Source organism: Peribacillus sp. P4_B1 (genome assembly GCF_056402395.1).
This window is the reverse complement of record NZ_JBFUHM010000032.1, coordinates 1-15,177: the sequence shown is the minus strand read 5'-3', so window position 1 is coordinate 15,177 and position 15,177 is coordinate 1. Positions and strand designations below refer to the sequence as shown.

The following is a 15,177-nucleotide window of genomic DNA, read 5'->3' as shown; positions in this document are numbered from 1 at the left end:
CTTTTAATATCAGGAAATTATACTATAATGTTATAAAACATTATAGTATAATTCGTAAATAAAATATACAGAATATTAAGTTTTCTCCAGCTATTAGTATTCTACTTTCCACATATAACGTCTCTTGCTTAAAGGATGATTACGCGCTTCCGCTAATTCTTCTGCATATTGACGCAATACACGATTTAAGATTAGCGGCGCAATATATCCTTTTACTTCTTCATCGATACCACCAAGATCATACTGTTTTGCATCTAACACAGTTAGCTTTTTGCCATAACGCTGAGAAAAAGATAACGCTCTTTCTTCTAACGGTCTTGTTTCATCCAATCCCAATAGAATGATAAACGGTACATTTTCGTCAATAATTTCGAATGGTCCATGGAAGTACTCACCAGCATGAATGGCATGTGAGTGTATCCATTGCATTTCCATTAAGATACAAATACTGAAAGAATAGGCTGTCCCATAGTTGGAACCACTGGCCATTGTATAGATAACAGGTTCTTTTGCATGAGATTGGGCGAATACTCTTGCATTAGAAGCTTCTTGCTGTAGAGCTTTTTCATACACTGGCTGTAAGTTCTCTAAACTTGATACTAGTTTTCCAAACTTCTCATTGTTTTCCGCTATATGAAGTACACCAAAAACTAGTTGATATAAAACACTGAGGTTTGTATCAAAGGCATTTACACCGTTACCCCATTCATATTTAATATAAAGGTCCGAATTTTGGGCCAATGGTGATGCTGGTTCGTTCGTTAATGCCACTGTAAACGCACCTTTACTTTTTGCAAACTTAGCCGCTTCTGCTGTTTCAGGAGTTGTTCCAGACATAGAGCATAAAATTACTAAAGATTCCTTCCCTAATTGTTGTGGATTACGATGTATAAACTCATTTGAACTATATAGATCGGAAGTTATATTTTTAGCTTCACGATCCAGTATATACTTAGCTGAATACATAATGGCAGAAGATCCCCCGCATGCTACAAAATAAATATTGTTAATTTTCCTACCCTTTAATTGATCCAATACTGTTTTTACATTACTTTTTACATTAATAACAGATTTACTCATTTTCCCACTCCTTCAATATTTGATATACAACATTATGTAATGTTATATATTGTTATATTAATTCATAGTCTTTCTTTAGTCAATATATTTGTCAGAATATTTCATTTATCCTTTACATTGCAGTTTCTTTTGTTATGAAACGCCCACTTTAACATCAAATGTGATGCAAGCCACCTTTCGATTCACCTAATATTACTAATAATTACCAAACTGGAAATGAAATTTGATAATGCACTATATCGTGATGTTAAAAAATTGTAGGTTAATGAAAAAAAAGGATTTTTGTAACATTGCAAACCTAGCAATTGAACTAGTCCTAAGGCGAGTCCATAAAGGGCGACAGTTACCTCATCTAATCGTTTATAGGCATCCTGAATCACAATCTCAATCAAATTCATTGGAAGTTTATGTTTAAAAGTCTCCTATGAATAAATGCATAGATTGCCAATATGCGCATAATCTATTATATTTTTGAGATCAACGACTTCAATTTTCCCTTGTTGTACTAAGTGGCAAAAAGTTGGATGGTTTAGGGTCACAAAAAAGATAAATGAAGAAAAACCCTGCAGAGATTCCTCAATGCAGAGTTTGTATAAGCTTTCAATTAATTTTTGGATGGCAGGGCACCCATTCCTTTGAATAGGTGCATGGATTTTTTCTCCTTTAACTTGTTCTGATGTATGTTTCATCCCAAGTTTATTTGTTTTTCCAACCTTAACTTCATAATGGTTTTGTCCTCCATTTCCCCTTCAATCTAGAAGTCGTAAAAATTCATCCTATGTACGAAAAAAAATCTACACCCAATAGGTACCTTCCCCATCCTAAAAAAATTGTACATTTTGGCGTCAAGGCGCCGAATTCAAGATTCCAATGTAATATATTCAGCTCCATATTCTTTTGCCCAATTATGTATATAACTGAGCAGACTATATCCAAGGCCACTAGGACGATGATTTACATCAGTAACCAAATCTTGTACATAAATATAGCGTTCATTATATGGATCTTCACGCCAGCTAACACCTGCTAATGCTACGATACTTGTATCATGATATAAAGCAAATAACTGTTTACCCTCCTTACGCATATCATTTACTAATTCTAGATATTCCATTAAAGTCAAATCAGGACGTAACTGACTAAATATAGGATAAGCCTGTAAGAATTGATGTTCTACAGTTAACTCTACTATATTTTCCACTGGTATTTTCATACTAATTTACTCCTAACCTTTTTAAGTTTAATTGCTTCGCTTTCCCTTTATGAATCAGGATTAACTTTCTGACATATAAACCATTCCAATATGCTTGATAACCAAGGGCTTAAATGTTTTTCATTAATTATGTGTCTAACAGTTTCCTACTCTCTTCCTTTCTCCTATATATTCGATATACCAACAATTATATGCAAGAATCGTGCCACTCAAAGGAACTATACAAATGGAGTGTCATTTTAAAAAAACAAGCGAACATAATACATATCTGAGTACTACACTTTTTTTCCAAACCAGGTTGCGATTTTGTTTCTTGAATAAGAGTAATATGAAAACAGCAATATATAATTCGTAATGGCAATTCATTGTTTTTCTTTTAAAGCGATTTCGCGATAGATTCCATACCTTCACCAATGGAATCGGTTCTAATGAATATATTGGGATTTTTAGGAAAAAGACAGAAAAATTGAGACCGAATGAAACGGTGATGAATTGTTGAAGAAGGGCAATTAATTTCTGTATGAATAACTTGAATATGAATGGCCAAAAATAAGAAGTATTAAGAAGGAAGGAACAAAAAAAAGGTGAATGCCTGATCGTTTCAACATTTAATCCTTTGTATTTAGTTGGAAAGGCTGTTTTACATACCCCTTCTCCTTTAGCTGTAGTAGTTGTTGTCTTGAAAGTAAGGTTGGACATTTCCTTCATATTACTTACTATTTTTTAAAAATTTCTAGCATCCTTAAGCCATATACAAAACATCCAGCTCATTTTGGTAAATCTAACTAAACCTGTTATATATTTAATGATTTTCCCTTCAAAGTTCACTAAAGGAATAAAGCTTTTTTACCTGATATTGATCGGAGGAATCATTTTAATTCTGGTTATCATTCTGGATATCTTGGTTCTTGGGCCCACTATAAAGAAAGCACTTATAGTAGCAAAGTAATTATAATAATGCGAGTTGGCGGCAAATAAAGATCATCATAAAAAAAGGCTGGAAATTCGAAAAAATCCATTTTCACCGTTGCATTTTGGTTGAATACAATAGGATGATCCAATGAATGTTATGAATGAGGTGGTATGTTGAAACACAAAATAATCATTATTCTTAGTTTAGTTTTTGTAGTATTTATGACTGTTTTATTCATCTTTTACCTCATTAAAGATGATTCTTCCCGATGGATGGTAGCTCTTGGGGGTATATTGATAAGTGCCTTGCCCATTTCATTATTATTTGTTAAACATAATCCCTTTAACATTCCGATCATTATTGGTTTTTATGTTTTTGTTTTCTGTACGACATTTTTAGGGTCAATCGCAAATTTTTATGTGGATTTTAAATGGTGGGACTCCACCCTTCATTTCTACAAGGGCATTTTTATCGGTTTTGTTGGAATTGCTCTCTATAAATTTTTAATCCCTCAAGKGGCGCGAAAAGATATTTCAAGTTGGGTCATCTTTCTATTTGTTCTCTCACTTTCAGTCACTGCCACTGTTCTTTGGGAAGTCTATGAGTTCGCAGGAGACCTGACTTTTACTCAAACCATGCAGCGAGGCGGTAATAAAGATACTATGTACGATATGATTTTCGGTCTTACTGGCGGTCTTCTTATCTCCATTTATTCTAGTGTACAAAAAAATCATGATAATTTGCAGAGGTAATCATATGAATCGTAAGTTAGTTATTTCATTTAGTTTGGTCTATGTACTTTTCATGGCAGCTTTATCTATCTTTTACTATACAACTGATGAAACTTTCAAATCCCTTGTTTCGATAGGTGGTGTGGTTTGTGGAGCAATTCCCCTGCTATTGGCCCTATTTACTAAGCTTCAATTCAATTTGCCCATTATCATTTCCTATTTAATCTTCTTGTTCGGTTCACAATATTTAGGATCTATTTTAGGCTGGTATGGACTGGGGTGGTGGGATACATTCTTACATTTTCTAAGTGGATCCCTTCTTGCTTTTACTGCAATTGCTTTATATGAACGTTTGGTACACAGAAATGCAGGTAATGGGATATCCCCCTGGTTTGTCTTTTTGTTTACCCTCTCTTTCGCAGCACTTGGTGGTGTTATATGGGAAATCTACGAATTTAGTTCTGATCAATTATTCGGAATGACATTACAAGGCGGAGGAAATAAAGATACAATGACAGATTTAATCGCCGATACTGTTGGAGGTCTCATTATTGCAATGTGGGCCGGAGTTCGGACAAAGGTTAAGGTAAGGAAAACATGAAAAAGTTCACATGTTTTAACAATCTTCCATTTCATCTCATCTTAATTGTTAAAGGTTTATGCAAAAATCGGCTAATCAAATCTTAAGTATTGAAATGGTAATATTGAGTTGACTGCATATAAAAACCGGCCATCACATGGATGGCCGGTTTTTATGGTCATTTAAATATGATGGATATGATCTTATCCGTCGTCATCTCACTATCTACCACATATGTTCCAGGTCGTAGTCCGTTGGCCTTGCCTTTCTTTTCAACCTCGTCTGAAAACTTATTGGCATTCTTAATGACTTTTGCTTTTTGAAGGGTTTTACCCACATCGATACTTGTCGAGCCTTTAGACACTCTCAGAACTGTGCGATATATGACTTTCTCTGTTGGTTCTTTTACATTTTCTTTTTCAGCTTCCGCTTTATCTTTAATCGACTTTGCTTCAGCAATCTCATCTTCCCATTCTTTTTCTGTATGTATGACATACCCTTCAGAAGCCAGAGATTCTTTCATCTCATCTTCTGTTAGTTTCTCTGGAGTGCCCGTCGCTTCACTTGGACCAAAGAAATACACTGCACCGCACAAACCTGCCGCAACAATAAGGCCACCGGCAAAGCTGCGCATTGATTTAGATGTCATTGGCCACATTTCTCCTTTCACTCTTCGTTTTAATGTAAGGAGTAAGCAAGCCTTCTATCTCATTTTCCGTCTGTTTTGTTTTCAGTGCGATGCTTTCAAATGAATAGCCTCGCTTATGTAGGTCGAGTACTTCACGCAACAAGTTCCGCTTTTCGGAAGACATTGCAAGAATGCCTGCCTCTTGCACCGTAATTTCAGCATCTATCTCGATGTTCCTGATTTTTTCCTGTAATACATTCATTTCATTTCCAAAAGTGATAGCAAGCTGTTCCAATTGACTGTCCACTTTTACAGAATCCTTTTTAATAAACGATAAAATGAACAGTAAAACTGCTACACCAAACAAAATGATTAGAGCCCATTCCATCATTCTATGTCCCTCCTTAATAAATTTAAATCTATTATCTCGCTTTCTAATTATATATTGATTTGTTCAAAAACTCGATTTAAAAGTACTAAATACGATAATAGTCACGTAACAAATATAAAAAAGGAATAATTAGCATGTTTTCAGGTTTATCAATAGCTAACACACTCCTTCTCTGTAACTATTATACCATATAAGGACAATATTACCATAAAAAAAGGACTCGCTATTTAGGGCCAGTTAGGTCAAAATGATGAAGGTTTTTTATAATGTTAGTATTTGGCCCACGCTAACAGCACAATCCTGTAAGCAGGAAAAATTTCCTTTGATAAGTTTATGAAAATTGAAGAATACTTTACTAATATTAGTTTCCCCAGATTGATTCCTTAATATTGAAGTATAATAAATGACAAATCAGTATCTAAGCGATAAGATATAGACAATTAGGTTCCTTTTCCTGATTCCTTAAAAAATTCGTGTAAAATATACCGTACCGACCATGAAATGAAACAAAAGGTAACCAATACAAATTTCATATTTCAAGAATGCATATTAAGGAGGAAACCATGAATATTAAGATAAATAATATACCGCGTTTCATGCAATCCGAAATCGAAAAACTTCAATCAAAACTGTCCCCATTATTGAAGAAAAATATGAAATACAGTTTTTTTTCAACCGTAATGATAGGGTTTTCCATCATAAATCTATTTTTTCTTTTATTTAAAAACGACTCATACCCAATCTCTAAAATTGCTCTTGCAATATATGCATTAGTGGGTGCTATTGGATTTGCCCTTTTAAAGGAAAACAAACACAACCAAAAAGAAATAGTGAAAATGAGCCAAAAGCATATGCTGGAGAGAATGAAAGAAAGCAACTACTTAACCGATGCCAGGAAAAGTAATTACTATAAAAAGGTAAATGAGCAGCCGCTATCTGCAATGAATGTCTTTTTGGAGTTTCTTGCGGAAGAACAACAAAGGAAGAATAAATCTTTCCATAATGAATAAAGAAGGACAAAAAAAATCCCCTTATGAGAGGTCATAAGGGGATTTTTCTTACGATATTCATTTACTTAAAACGGGATCTGCAATGACAAGGATTTTTCCGGACTTGATATCTTCCACATATCGATCGACTTCAGCTTCCTCCAGTCCAATATTCAATAATGGCTTCCTCAATCCGCCTGCTCCTGAAGCTGCCCCGGCAGCGGCTCCGCCAAAAGTGGCGAAAATCGGGCCTGCTGCCAAAATCGGACCAATTCCAGGTATTGCCAATGCACTCATTCCAATAAGTAAGCCTGTCAAACCGACAGCTCCGCCGGCCGCTGCCCCTGCTACGAATCCATCAGGCTTTGTTGGGCTGACTTCCTCGGCTTCATTTGGTAATTTATCAATTTTTTTGGCAACTACTGATATTTGATCGGATGTATATCCTTGTTCCTTTAAATTTTCGACTGCTGAAATTGCTTCATTTTCATTCTCATATATTGCTATAAACCTATTGTCCATGGTATCTGCTCCTTTAAAAGTAATGTATTATACAATACCCTTAATTGAGTTTTAATAACCTACGATGGAAAAATGAATTTCACTCCCTGGTTTGCCCCTGACCATAAATGAAATACTTGCTTGATGTTAAGGCCGGTAAACCCATTGGTCCACGTGCATGGAGCTTTTGTGTGGAAATGCCGATTTCTGCACCATAACCGAATTCAAAACCATCGGTAAAACGGGTGGAAGCATTGTGATAAACTGCTGCCGCATCTACTTTATTCAAAAATATGGAAGCGTTTTGTTCATCTCTCGTTAGGATTGCTTCAGAATGCTTGGAACCGTATCGGTTAATGTGTTCAATTGCATCCGATACACCGTTTACAATTTTCACGCTGATTTTTAATGCTAGGTACTCTGTTGACCAATCATCCTCCGTTGCTTTTTTCGCTCTCGGAAAAGCGCTGCAAACCACTTCGTCTCCATATACTTCAATACCCTTTTCATCCAGGATTTCCAAAATCAGCTTTCCATTTTCTTCAAACCATTTTTCGTGAATAAGAAGGCCCTCAATTGCATTGCATACGGAAGGTCGCTGTGTTTTACCGTTTAAGACAATTTTCTCGACCATCGTGACATCTGCTGTCTGATCGATGAAGATATGGCAATTGCCTGATCCCGTTTCAAGGACGGGAACAGTGGACTCCTTAATGACCGTTTCAATTAAATTCTTTCCACCACGAGGAATCAAAACATCTAAATACTCATTAAGATGAAAAAGTTCCTTAGCGGATTCCCGACTCGTATCCTCGATTAACTGAATAGCCTCTACAGGAATTTCCGTATTCTCTAAAGCCTTATGAATGGAAGAGATCAGTGCCATATTGGAGTATTTGGCTGAAGAGCTGCCTCTTAAAAGGACCGCATTCCCCGTTTTCAAGGATAATGTAGCTGCATCGATGGTCACATTTGGCCTTGCTTCATAAATCATTCCGATTACACCGATCGGCACTCGTAACTTTTTAATCAATAAACCATTTTCTTTTTCGATAGTCTCCAATTTTTCTCCAATTGGATCTTTTAAATCGATTAAAAGCCTAATTGCAGCTGCCATGTCATCAATACGATTAACATTTAACATTATTCGATCTAATATCGACTCACTGAAACCTTTTTTCCTGCCTTCTTCTAGATCCTTTTGATTTTCTTTTATCAAATGATCTTTATCGTTAACAATTTGCTTAGCAATTTTTCCAAGTGCCTCATTCTTCTTTTCCGTAGTCAATCCAATTAGCTGATAACTGGCTTTTTTGGCTGCCTTTCCTTTCGCAGTCACTTCACTCATTTTAATGCCCCCTTTTCTTTCTCTAAAATTGATTACCTATGCTCTCACCCATTTATCGCGATGGATCACTTCTATGGAAGTGATCACAAGCTCGGTTGTCCGCTTGCCCATAGCCTGCTTTAATTCTTCGTCGGAATAAAGGACCTCACCCCTGCCCAATAACCCATTTGCACCAAAGACCTCGACGACATCCCCCTTATTGAATACTCCTTTAATTTCATAAATTCCAGCTGGTAGTAGACTGCTCCCATTTGAAACTAAAGCCCTTTCGGCACCTTCATCAACGAAAATTTTTCCGGATACTTGTGAATGAAGGGATATCCACTGTTTGTTTTTCGTTACCGTCGTCAAGACATCATTCCCAATATATGTGCCATCACCATTGCCTTCAAGGATAGTTAGTAGTTTTTCGCTCCCCACACCAGAACCGATGAATACTTTCACTCCAAGAGACAACGCAGTTTGGGCTGCAATCAGCTTCGATTTCATTCCCCCGGTTCCAACATTAGATCCCGCACCTTCTGCCATTTGCAATAAATCCGACGTTACTTCGGAAAGCTTTTCAAATCGTTTGGCCCCTGGGTTTGTCTGTGGATTGGAATCATAGAGCCCATTAATGTCCGTTAAAATGATCAAGTTGTTGGCGTGGACTAACCCGCTTACTAAGGCGGATAGCATATCATTATCACCGAAAGTCAACTCCTCGACTGATACTGTATCATTTTCATTAATAATCGGGAGGATGCCGCGTTCAAGCAATTCCATCAATGTTGCATATGCATTTTTATATCTTTCTTTTTTCGAGAAATCTTTCCTTGTTAATAAAATCTGAGCCGGAACGATTCCAAAGTGCCCTAATTGTTCCATATATGATTGAATCAATAGGCTTTGCCCTACAGCTGCAGCAGCTTGTTTTCCTTTGAGAGTGACAGGTCTCGTAGGATAACCGAGCTTGCGAAAACCTGTCGCTACAGCACCTGATGAAACAAGGACAACTTCATGTCCCGCCTTCCTTAATGCTGCCACTGCCTGGATATGATCGGAAAATTTTGTTTGGTCGATTTCACCTTGTGTGTTGGTTAAAGAACTACTTCCTATCTTTACAACGATGCGTTTCTTTTCCATCGATTTTTCCTCCAATAAATATCTTAGACATGAAAAAAAGCCCTTTTCATCCTCGAAATAAGGACGAAAAGGGCTGCTCTCCGTGGTACCACCTTCATTGAATGCAAGTACATGCATTCCACTTTGCCTGATAACGCCAGGATTTGCGCCTATGTTTTGCATAGGACTCAAGAAGCAGGTTCTGCGCTTTCCTGTCGCGGGTCTTCCAGCAATTGACCCCGCTCTCTGTCACAGTGATTTTCGCATACTAATCTTCTCTCAACGTTCATTGTTTTAATATAGTATGCAAAAAAATCTTCTTGATGTCAATAACCTTCCTAACATGAATAACATTAAAGCGCCATTGCCGGGCCGAAGAACTCATAGTGAATTTTATCCGTATCTATCCCCAATTCTTTCAGGTAAGTGATGATCGCCTTCATGAAAGGAACAGGGCCACACACATAATAATCAGCTTCAGGTTTAACAAAACTGCTCACTAATTCCTTATCAATATACCCTTCTTTTTCAAAATTCGGGAGGTTCTTATCATCCTCACTCGGATTTTTAAAGACAAAGGATAATTCATAGTTGGTAAGCTTGTGTCCTAGTTCTGTCAGTTCCATTCTGAACGGCTGTAAATGGCCATTATCGGTTGCATGAATGAATTGTACATCACGCTCAGGTGTTTGTTCAGCTACCGCATGGACCATGCTCATGAAAGGCGTTATGCCAACGCCCCCGCTCAAGAATACTGCCGGTGTTCGTTTATCCAAGTCGATGGTGAAATCACCTGCAGGAGCCGTTACGTCAATACTGTCACCCATCTGAATGGATTCATGCAAGTAGTTAGAGACTCTTCCATCAGGTGAGGTTCCCGGCTTTTCTTTTTTAACGGAAATACGGAAATAATCTTTTCCCGGAACATCAGATAAACTATACTGACGGTTGAATAAGTACGATTCACCCGGTATCTCTATCCGAACGGTAATATATTGTCCCGGAAGAAATGCCGGAACCTTATCTCCATCTGTTGGCTTTAGATAAAAGGATGTGATTACGTCACTTTCCCGTACTTTTTCCACCACTGTGAATCGTTTGAAATCAGACCATCCTCCGACCTGATTGGAAGCTTCGTCGTACATTTCCTTTTCGATGCTAATGAAAACATCCGCAATGACTCCATACGCCTCTCCCCAAGCTTGAAGGATTTCTTCTGTCGCCGAATCTTGTAATACTTCCTTGATTGCACCTAATAGATGTTCTCCTACAATGGGATAATGTTCAGCTTTAACTGCGAGACTTCTATGTTTTTGTGCTATTTGCTTCACTGCAGGTAAAATCGTTTCAAGTTGATCTATATATTTGGCTGCTGCCAAAACCGTGTTGGCTAGTGCATTTTGCTGGCGCCCTTTTTTTTGATTGGCATGATTAAAGACATTTAATAATTCAGGATGTGCTTCGAAAAGATTTTTATAGAATACAGTTGTTATAGTTGTACCATGCACTTCTAAAACAGGTACGGTTGATTTTATAATATCGATCGTTTTCTGGGATAGCATAAATAAACCCCTCTTCTTAAACAAGTATTTTTAATACATGTTTATATTAGAACTTAATTGCATTAAAAGCAATATTTTTAATACATCTTTTTAGAAATTATGTTTTCATGTTTATAAAATGTTCACATTTATGATATAGTCAAATGGGGATAGAATGTGAGGCGATAAACATGAGGTTGACGAGTTATTCCGATTACTCACTTAGAGTGTTGATTTACCTGGCTTCCCACGACCAAAGCAAATTATCAAATATAAAAGAGATTTCTGAAGTTTATCAACTATCTAAAAATCATTTGATGAAGATTGTTCATAATCTAGGTAAACTAGGCTATATTGAGACGATACGCGGAAGAAATGGCGGTTTCCGGCTTGCAAAATCACCTGCTGACATAAATGTAGGGGAACTGGTGCGGAAAACCGAAGAGGACTTTTATCTAGTGGAATGTTTTAAAGATCACGATAACTGTGTGATTTCTCCCGTTTGTTCATTGAAATTTGTCCTTAATAATGCCTTGGATGCTTTTCTACAGGTCCTTGATCAATATACGATTGCAGACTTCAGCGAAAATAAAGTGATGCTCAAAGCCTATTTCGATTCGGTAAAGCAGAATGATGAAGAGCCCGATTTTTTATAATCGGGCTCTTTTTTCATTAACCGATGATCCGTTCGATCCGCCATTCCTTTTCCACCCGCAAATCAATGATCCCTTCACTGGTTTTTATTAAAACTTTAAGGGGATCGTACGGATTGATCATAATGATCGTCCAGGTTCGTTTATTAGTAAGCATGACTTCTTTTTCGACCAAGGTGGTCATTAATCGGATTTTAAACTCCAGCAGGATTTCAGGATTGAATTTACCGAACATATCACTTTTCATTTGCTCAATCACCCTAAAAACGGCATGGCCTATAATACTATATCCTCCATGACTTTGTGTGATGATGAAAGCAATTTTCGCTACTTACGAAGGGTCACTAAGTTCATTTCCCAGCTGTTTTAATTTTTCACCAACTGTACACTCTGAAATACAGAACTGATGGGCATATGAACGCCCCTTCTCTTTTCGAAAATGCTTTCGTAAAAAACAATCTTGGCAAAATGAAGCGAGAACATCTTCCACTTCTTCATATATTTTTTTCCTGTTCATTGTTGTTATGTCTCCTTTGACCCAGCAATTTCTATTTTGCTGAAAATGGCTTTTCCCTGAAGAGCAAGTGTTGCCAGGCGATCGGCTTCCTGGTTCTCTTTTCGGGAAATTGGCTTATAGACCGGAATGATCTTTAACTCATCCAGTTTCGCTTCAATGCGGTCCAGCCATTTATTTAAGTTTTCTTCCATACATGGCCATTCACCGGAAAGTTGATTTAAGACAACTAGGGAATCCCCTTTAAATACACAGCTTTGATGGTGGATTCCAAGTTCGTCCATCTGCCTGACCGCTTCATGAAAGGCCGCATATTCCGCTTCATTATTAGATTCGAATTGCTCCAATTTCACGTTGGTGCGTACCCTCCAGAACTTCTTACCTTGACGAAAATAAATGGCAACACCGATCCCTGCCACCTTTTCATCTTTTTGAAAACCGCCATCAAAAAAAACCGTCACATCCTGAGGCTCCTCCTCAACTTCAGTCAGGAGTTTTTTTAGCTCCTTCTTTGTCCATACTGTATCGAATTCATCCTTGAATTCCACTTCTTTCAGCCTTCCTGCCTTTTCAAGGTCTTCCGTAATGACCAGTGCAGTCCCGGCATCAAGCCAATCCGAAACGAAATCGGCAGATGGTTTTTTTGAAGCATGATATGTCCATTGCATAATTACCTTCAAAGATTTCCAGCTCCTTATCCATTCACCATTCATGCAGAACAGCTTACAATTTTCATACCTTTTTTTCGGTATACCATTTATAATATAATGTAAGCAATTGAATCATCTTTTAATTATAGTTCCCATACCAGGCTGAAATTCTCATGTTTCAATTTTAATTTTATATGAAATGTTTTTTTATCATAGTATATTAACTGTTAAACTCGAGGAGGAGCACATCTTGATCGAAGTGTATATTGATGGTGCCAGTGCGGGCAATCCAGGGCCGAGCGGCGCAGGTGTTTTCATTAATAATAACGGTGTGGTTGAGCGGCATTCCTTTCCGCTTGGAAATATGGAAAACCATGAAGCGGAGTACCATGCTTTAATCAAAGCATTGGAAATTTGTGTAGCCAATAAGTATCAAATCGTTTCTTTTCGTACTGACTCCCAAGCCATCAACCAGGCCATTGAAAAAAGATTTGCAAAAAATAAGTATGCCATATTGCTGGAAAGGGCTCTAAAGCTTTCCGACGAGCTTGAATTATTTTTCATAAAATGGATTCCAAATCTCGAAAACAAATCCGCGGATGAGTTGGCAAGACGGGCCATTCGCTTGAATAAAGCTTTAGGAAATTCATGAACAAGACAGCTGATTTTTCATTATTATTCGTTGTATTCATCTGGGGCGTCACGTTTGTAATGGTTCAAAATGCCCTATCTTTTCTTGAACCATTCACGTTCAATGCCGTCCGTTTCTTCATGGCCTTCGTTTTCTTGCTTATCCCTTATATATCGACTTTACACAAAAAGGGAAAAACCTGGAATAAGGGCCTTTTTAAAGCTGGGTTTCATATCGGAGTTTGGCTTTTTATAGGCTTTGGGCTTCAAACAATCGGATTGAATTATACTACTCCTGCGAAGACAGGCTTCATAACGGGATTAAGTGTCGTCATGGTACCGGTTTTTTCTCTGCTTCTTTTAAAACATAGGCTTTCCCGTAATACAATTATAGGTGTCACTGCCGCAACCGTTGGGCTTTATTTAATGACGTTCGCTGACCGGTCCAATTTGAATATCGGTGATTTATTGGTATTTTTATGCGCAATAAGTTTTGCCATGCAGATCATTACGACTGCTAGATATGCCAAGACCCTTCCCGCATTACCGTTGACGCTGATTCAGATTTCCACCGTATCTTTATTATCCTATGTTTCAGCCTTCATTTTCAATGAGAATCATTCTATCATCTTCAGCTCAGAGGTCATGTTACAGAAAGACGTATGGACTGCTTTATTGGTTACGGCAGCCCTTGCCACTGCGTTCGCCTTTTTCGCACAAACCTTCTTCCAAGCCTATACGACACCTACGAGAGTCGCATTGATTTTTTCAATGGAACCGGTTTTTGCTGCGTTATCCTCATACATATTGATAGGGGAAAAATTGACTTCCGCTTCCATCATTGGCTGTGCATTCATTTTCTTGGGGATGATACTTGCTGATCTGCCTGCTAATAAAAAGAAACCGATAGCAAAGGAGTTTTCTTGAAAAGCCATAAAAATAAATCGGACTTCAAAGTAACGAAGTCCGATTTATTTAAGCAGCCCCTGTTCTTTTGCAAACGATACTGCTTCACTGCGGGTTTTAATACCATTTTGTTTTAAGTTTTCCAAAAAGGAAATATAAAAGCTGCCATCAAAACTCTTTTGAACCTTCAAAGTCAATTCTATTGCTGCATTGACTAAAATATCACTTGCTTCCGTGTAGCGCTTACCAAAATAAATAAAACCAATATCGTCGCTACCAAAAGTGAATCCCTTACCCTCTAAAAAACTAACATACTCTTCAGTTGATCTCGCCACTTTTGCATCCACTCCATACTTCATGCCTTATTTTCATCTTACCGTATATCAAAGATTTTGACTATCCATTTTTCGACAAAAAATTCACCGTATAAATTAAAGGAGCTCCCATTGGGGAGCTCCGCAGTTTGTAGACAATAGGGGTTCGGAATTAAAAAATTCCGAACCCCTTTTTGAGATTCCCTTTGAATTTTTGCCTGAAGGTAAGAGATTGGGGCTCTATGAGCCCACTATGTTAKGCCATTTTTGGACCTCCCCATGTCCAATTGGCCATCTTCTTTAAATTAATGGCAGCGAAAGTAAGCAWCGCCTGCATCGACAATTTTTTAAGTCCCCTTAAAGTTGTCCAACGCATACCATGCTTTTCTTTTGCATCTGCGAATACACGCTCAATCGTTTCTTTACGTTTCGCATATATAGTTTTTACATCTTGATGATGACGCAGATGATCTGCTTCTTCCACATGTGTT

19 protein-coding genes and 1 other annotated feature are annotated in these 15,177 nt (G+C 37.6%); of the genes, 6 read left to right on the top strand and 13 right to left on the bottom strand.

Translation table 11 applies throughout. The annotated features are described in order from the left end of the window. Window positions 1-93 precede the first annotated feature (93 nt). Entirely contained in the window at window positions 94-1,080 is a 987-nt protein-coding gene (locus AC1DVK_RS17585; protein WP_089363220.1) for an SIS domain-containing protein, read from the bottom strand. Window positions 1,081-1,939: 859 nt separating this feature from the next. Then, entirely contained in the window at window positions 1,940-2,293 is a 354-nt protein-coding gene (locus AC1DVK_RS17580) for a GNAT family N-acetyltransferase (RefSeq protein WP_477627016.1), read from the bottom strand. A gap of 1,083 nt (window positions 2,294-3,376) precedes the next feature. On the opposite strand from AC1DVK_RS17580, the gene AC1DVK_RS17575 reads away from it, so the two are divergent. Together AC1DVK_RS17575 and AC1DVK_RS17570 are read left to right on the top strand one after the other, a co-directional pair. Then, window positions 3,377-3,958 (top strand): DUF2238 domain-containing protein, encoded by a 582-nt coding sequence (locus AC1DVK_RS17575; protein ID WP_477627015.1) that lies wholly within the window; start codon window positions 3,377-3,379, stop codon window positions 3,956-3,958. A gap of 4 nt (window positions 3,959-3,962) precedes the next feature. Continuing rightward, window positions 3,963-4,538: a DUF2238 domain-containing protein gene (locus AC1DVK_RS17570; RefSeq protein WP_061463799.1), complete on the top strand. Its 576-nt coding sequence runs from the start codon at window positions 3,963-3,965 to the stop codon at window positions 4,536-4,538. Between the two features lie 157 nt (window positions 4,539-4,695). Here the strand turns inward: AC1DVK_RS17570 and AC1DVK_RS17565 are convergent, their stop codons facing one another. Together AC1DVK_RS17565 and AC1DVK_RS17560 are read right to left on the bottom strand one after the other, a co-directional pair. Further along, a complete protein-coding gene (locus AC1DVK_RS17565; RefSeq protein WP_318683090.1) occupies window positions 4,696-5,166 on the bottom strand; it encodes a hypothetical protein in 471 nt (156 codons plus the stop codon). Beyond that, window positions 5,156-5,536, bottom strand: coding sequence for a hypothetical protein (locus tag AC1DVK_RS17560; RefSeq protein ID WP_250211678.1), 381 nt, complete (start codon window positions 5,534-5,536; stop codon window positions 5,156-5,158). Before AC1DVK_RS17560 ends, AC1DVK_RS17565 begins: the two co-directional genes overlap by 11 nt. Window positions 5,537-6,099: 563 nt before the next feature. Here AC1DVK_RS17560 and AC1DVK_RS17555 point away from each other — a divergent pair. Continuing rightward, complete coding sequence (locus AC1DVK_RS17555) at window positions 6,100-6,546, top strand: DUF5392 family protein (RefSeq protein ID WP_284470365.1); 447 nt, start codon at window positions 6,100-6,102, stop codon at window positions 6,544-6,546. 57 nt (window positions 6,547-6,603) lie between these two features. On the opposite strand, the gene AC1DVK_RS17550 is transcribed toward AC1DVK_RS17555, so the two are convergent. The 4 genes from AC1DVK_RS17550 to hmpA form a co-directional block, all read right to left on the bottom strand. Beyond that, the gene (locus AC1DVK_RS17550) at window positions 6,604-7,047 is read right to left on the bottom strand and encodes a general stress protein (protein WP_477627014.1); all 444 of its coding nucleotides are present in this window, start codon (window positions 7,045-7,047) and stop codon (window positions 6,604-6,606) included. A 79-nt stretch (window positions 7,048-7,126) separates the two neighbouring features. Next, on the bottom strand, window positions 7,127-8,374 hold the full coding sequence (locus AC1DVK_RS17545; protein ID WP_089363209.1) for a glutamate-5-semialdehyde dehydrogenase: 1,248 nt from the start codon (window positions 8,372-8,374) through the stop codon (window positions 7,127-7,129). Between the two features lie 36 nt (window positions 8,375-8,410). Beyond that, on the bottom strand, window positions 8,411-9,499 hold the full coding sequence (gene proB, locus AC1DVK_RS17540) for a glutamate 5-kinase (protein ID WP_061466127.1): 1,089 nt from the start codon (window positions 9,497-9,499) through the stop codon (window positions 8,411-8,413). Window positions 9,500-9,555: 56 nt separating this feature from the next. Next, window positions 9,556-9,770 (bottom strand) — a binding site (T-box leader). A 61-nt stretch (window positions 9,771-9,831) separates the two neighbouring features. Beyond that, on the bottom strand, window positions 9,832-11,040 hold the full coding sequence (gene hmpA / locus AC1DVK_RS17535) for an NO-inducible flavohemoprotein (protein WP_477627013.1): 1,209 nt from the start codon (window positions 11,038-11,040) through the stop codon (window positions 9,832-9,834). A 170-nt stretch (window positions 11,041-11,210) separates the two neighbouring features. On the opposite strand from hmpA, the gene AC1DVK_RS17530 reads away from it, so the two are divergent. Next, window positions 11,211-11,675, top strand: coding sequence for an RrF2 family transcriptional regulator (locus tag AC1DVK_RS17530; protein ID WP_061463806.1), 465 nt, complete (start codon window positions 11,211-11,213; stop codon window positions 11,673-11,675). Window positions 11,676-11,691: 16 nt separating this feature from the next. On the opposite strand, the gene AC1DVK_RS17525 is transcribed toward AC1DVK_RS17530, so the two are convergent. From AC1DVK_RS17525 to AC1DVK_RS17515, 3 genes are all read right to left on the bottom strand, one after another. After that, window positions 11,692-11,919, bottom strand: coding sequence for a hypothetical protein (locus AC1DVK_RS17525; RefSeq protein ID WP_410860495.1), 228 nt, complete (start codon window positions 11,917-11,919; stop codon window positions 11,692-11,694). Window positions 11,920-12,003: 84 nt separating this feature from the next. Next, window positions 12,004-12,189: a zinc-finger domain-containing protein gene (locus AC1DVK_RS17520; protein ID WP_477627012.1), complete on the bottom strand. Its 186-nt coding sequence runs from the start codon at window positions 12,187-12,189 to the stop codon at window positions 12,004-12,006. A gap of 5 nt (window positions 12,190-12,194) precedes the next feature. Next, window positions 12,195-12,866, bottom strand: coding sequence for a reverse transcriptase-like protein (locus AC1DVK_RS17515; RefSeq protein ID WP_410860494.1), 672 nt, complete (start codon window positions 12,864-12,866; stop codon window positions 12,195-12,197). A 220-nt stretch (window positions 12,867-13,086) separates the two neighbouring features. Between AC1DVK_RS17515 and AC1DVK_RS17510 the strand changes: the two genes are divergently transcribed. Together AC1DVK_RS17510 and AC1DVK_RS17505 are read left to right on the top strand one after the other, a co-directional pair. Beyond that, window positions 13,087-13,488 (top strand): reverse transcriptase-like protein, encoded by a 402-nt coding sequence (locus tag AC1DVK_RS17510; RefSeq protein ID WP_061463809.1) that lies wholly within the window; start codon window positions 13,087-13,089, stop codon window positions 13,486-13,488. After that, window positions 13,485-14,393, top strand: coding sequence for a DMT family transporter (locus AC1DVK_RS17505; protein ID WP_477627011.1), 909 nt, complete (start codon window positions 13,485-13,487; stop codon window positions 14,391-14,393). Before AC1DVK_RS17510 ends, AC1DVK_RS17505 begins: the two co-directional genes overlap by 4 nt. Window positions 14,394-14,437: 44 nt before the next feature. Here the strand turns inward: AC1DVK_RS17505 and AC1DVK_RS17500 are convergent, their stop codons facing one another. Beyond that, on the bottom strand, window positions 14,438-14,731 hold the full coding sequence (locus AC1DVK_RS17500; protein WP_477627010.1) for a DUF6123 family protein: 294 nt from the start codon (window positions 14,729-14,731) through the stop codon (window positions 14,438-14,440). A 211-nt stretch (window positions 14,732-14,942) separates the two neighbouring features. Continuing rightward, window positions 14,943-15,177 (bottom strand): transposase (locus AC1DVK_RS17495; RefSeq protein WP_477627009.1); only part of this gene is annotated, 235 nt, incomplete at its 5' end.

Bases quoted from the DNA above. Each gene is read 5' to 3' on its own strand.
- AC1DVK_RS17570 (WP_061463799.1), top strand. From the start codon at position 3,963: ATGAATCGTAAGTTAGTTATTTCATTTAGTTTGGTCTATGTACTTTTC.
- AC1DVK_RS17580 (WP_477627016.1), bottom strand. From the start codon at position 2,293: ATGAAAATACCAGTGGAAAATATAGTAGAGTTAACTGTAGAACATCAA.
- AC1DVK_RS17505 (WP_477627011.1), top strand. From the start codon at position 13,485: ATGAACAAGACAGCTGATTTTTCATTATTATTCGTTGTATTCATCTGG.
- AC1DVK_RS17585 (WP_089363220.1), bottom strand. From the start codon at position 1,080: ATGAGTAAATCTGTTATTAATGTAAAAAGTAATGTAAAAACAGTATTG.
- AC1DVK_RS17525 (WP_410860495.1), bottom strand. From the start codon at position 11,919: ATGAAAAGTGATATGTTCGGTAAATTCAATCCTGAAATCCTGCTGGAG.
- AC1DVK_RS17530 (WP_061463806.1), top strand. From the start codon at position 11,211: ATGAGGTTGACGAGTTATTCCGATTACTCACTTAGAGTGTTGATTTAC.
- hmpA (WP_477627013.1), bottom strand. From the start codon at position 11,040: ATGCTATCCCAGAAAACGATCGATATTATAAAATCAACCGTACCTGTT.
- AC1DVK_RS17520 (WP_477627012.1), bottom strand. From the start codon at position 12,189: ATGAACAGGAAAAAAATATATGAAGAAGTGGAAGATGTTCTCGCTTCA.
- AC1DVK_RS17545 (WP_089363209.1), bottom strand. From the start codon at position 8,374: ATGAGTGAAGTGACTGCGAAAGGAAAGGCAGCCAAAAAAGCCAGTTAT.
- AC1DVK_RS17565 (WP_318683090.1), bottom strand. From the start codon at position 5,166: ATGACATCTAAATCAATGCGCAGCTTTGCCGGTGGCCTTATTGTTGCG.
- AC1DVK_RS17500 (WP_477627010.1), bottom strand. From the start codon at position 14,731: ATGAAGTATGGAGTGGATGCAAAAGTGGCGAGATCAACTGAAGAGTAT.
- AC1DVK_RS17560 (WP_250211678.1), bottom strand. From the start codon at position 5,536: ATGATGGAATGGGCTCTAATCATTTTGTTTGGTGTAGCAGTTTTACTG.
- AC1DVK_RS17550 (WP_477627014.1), bottom strand. From the start codon at position 7,047: ATGGACAATAGGTTTATAGCAATATATGAGAATGAAAATGAAGCAATT.
- proB (WP_061466127.1), bottom strand. From the start codon at position 9,499: ATGGAAAAGAAACGCATCGTTGTAAAGATAGGAAGTAGTTCTTTAACC.
- AC1DVK_RS17555 (WP_284470365.1), top strand. From the start codon at position 6,100: ATGAATATTAAGATAAATAATATACCGCGTTTCATGCAATCCGAAATC.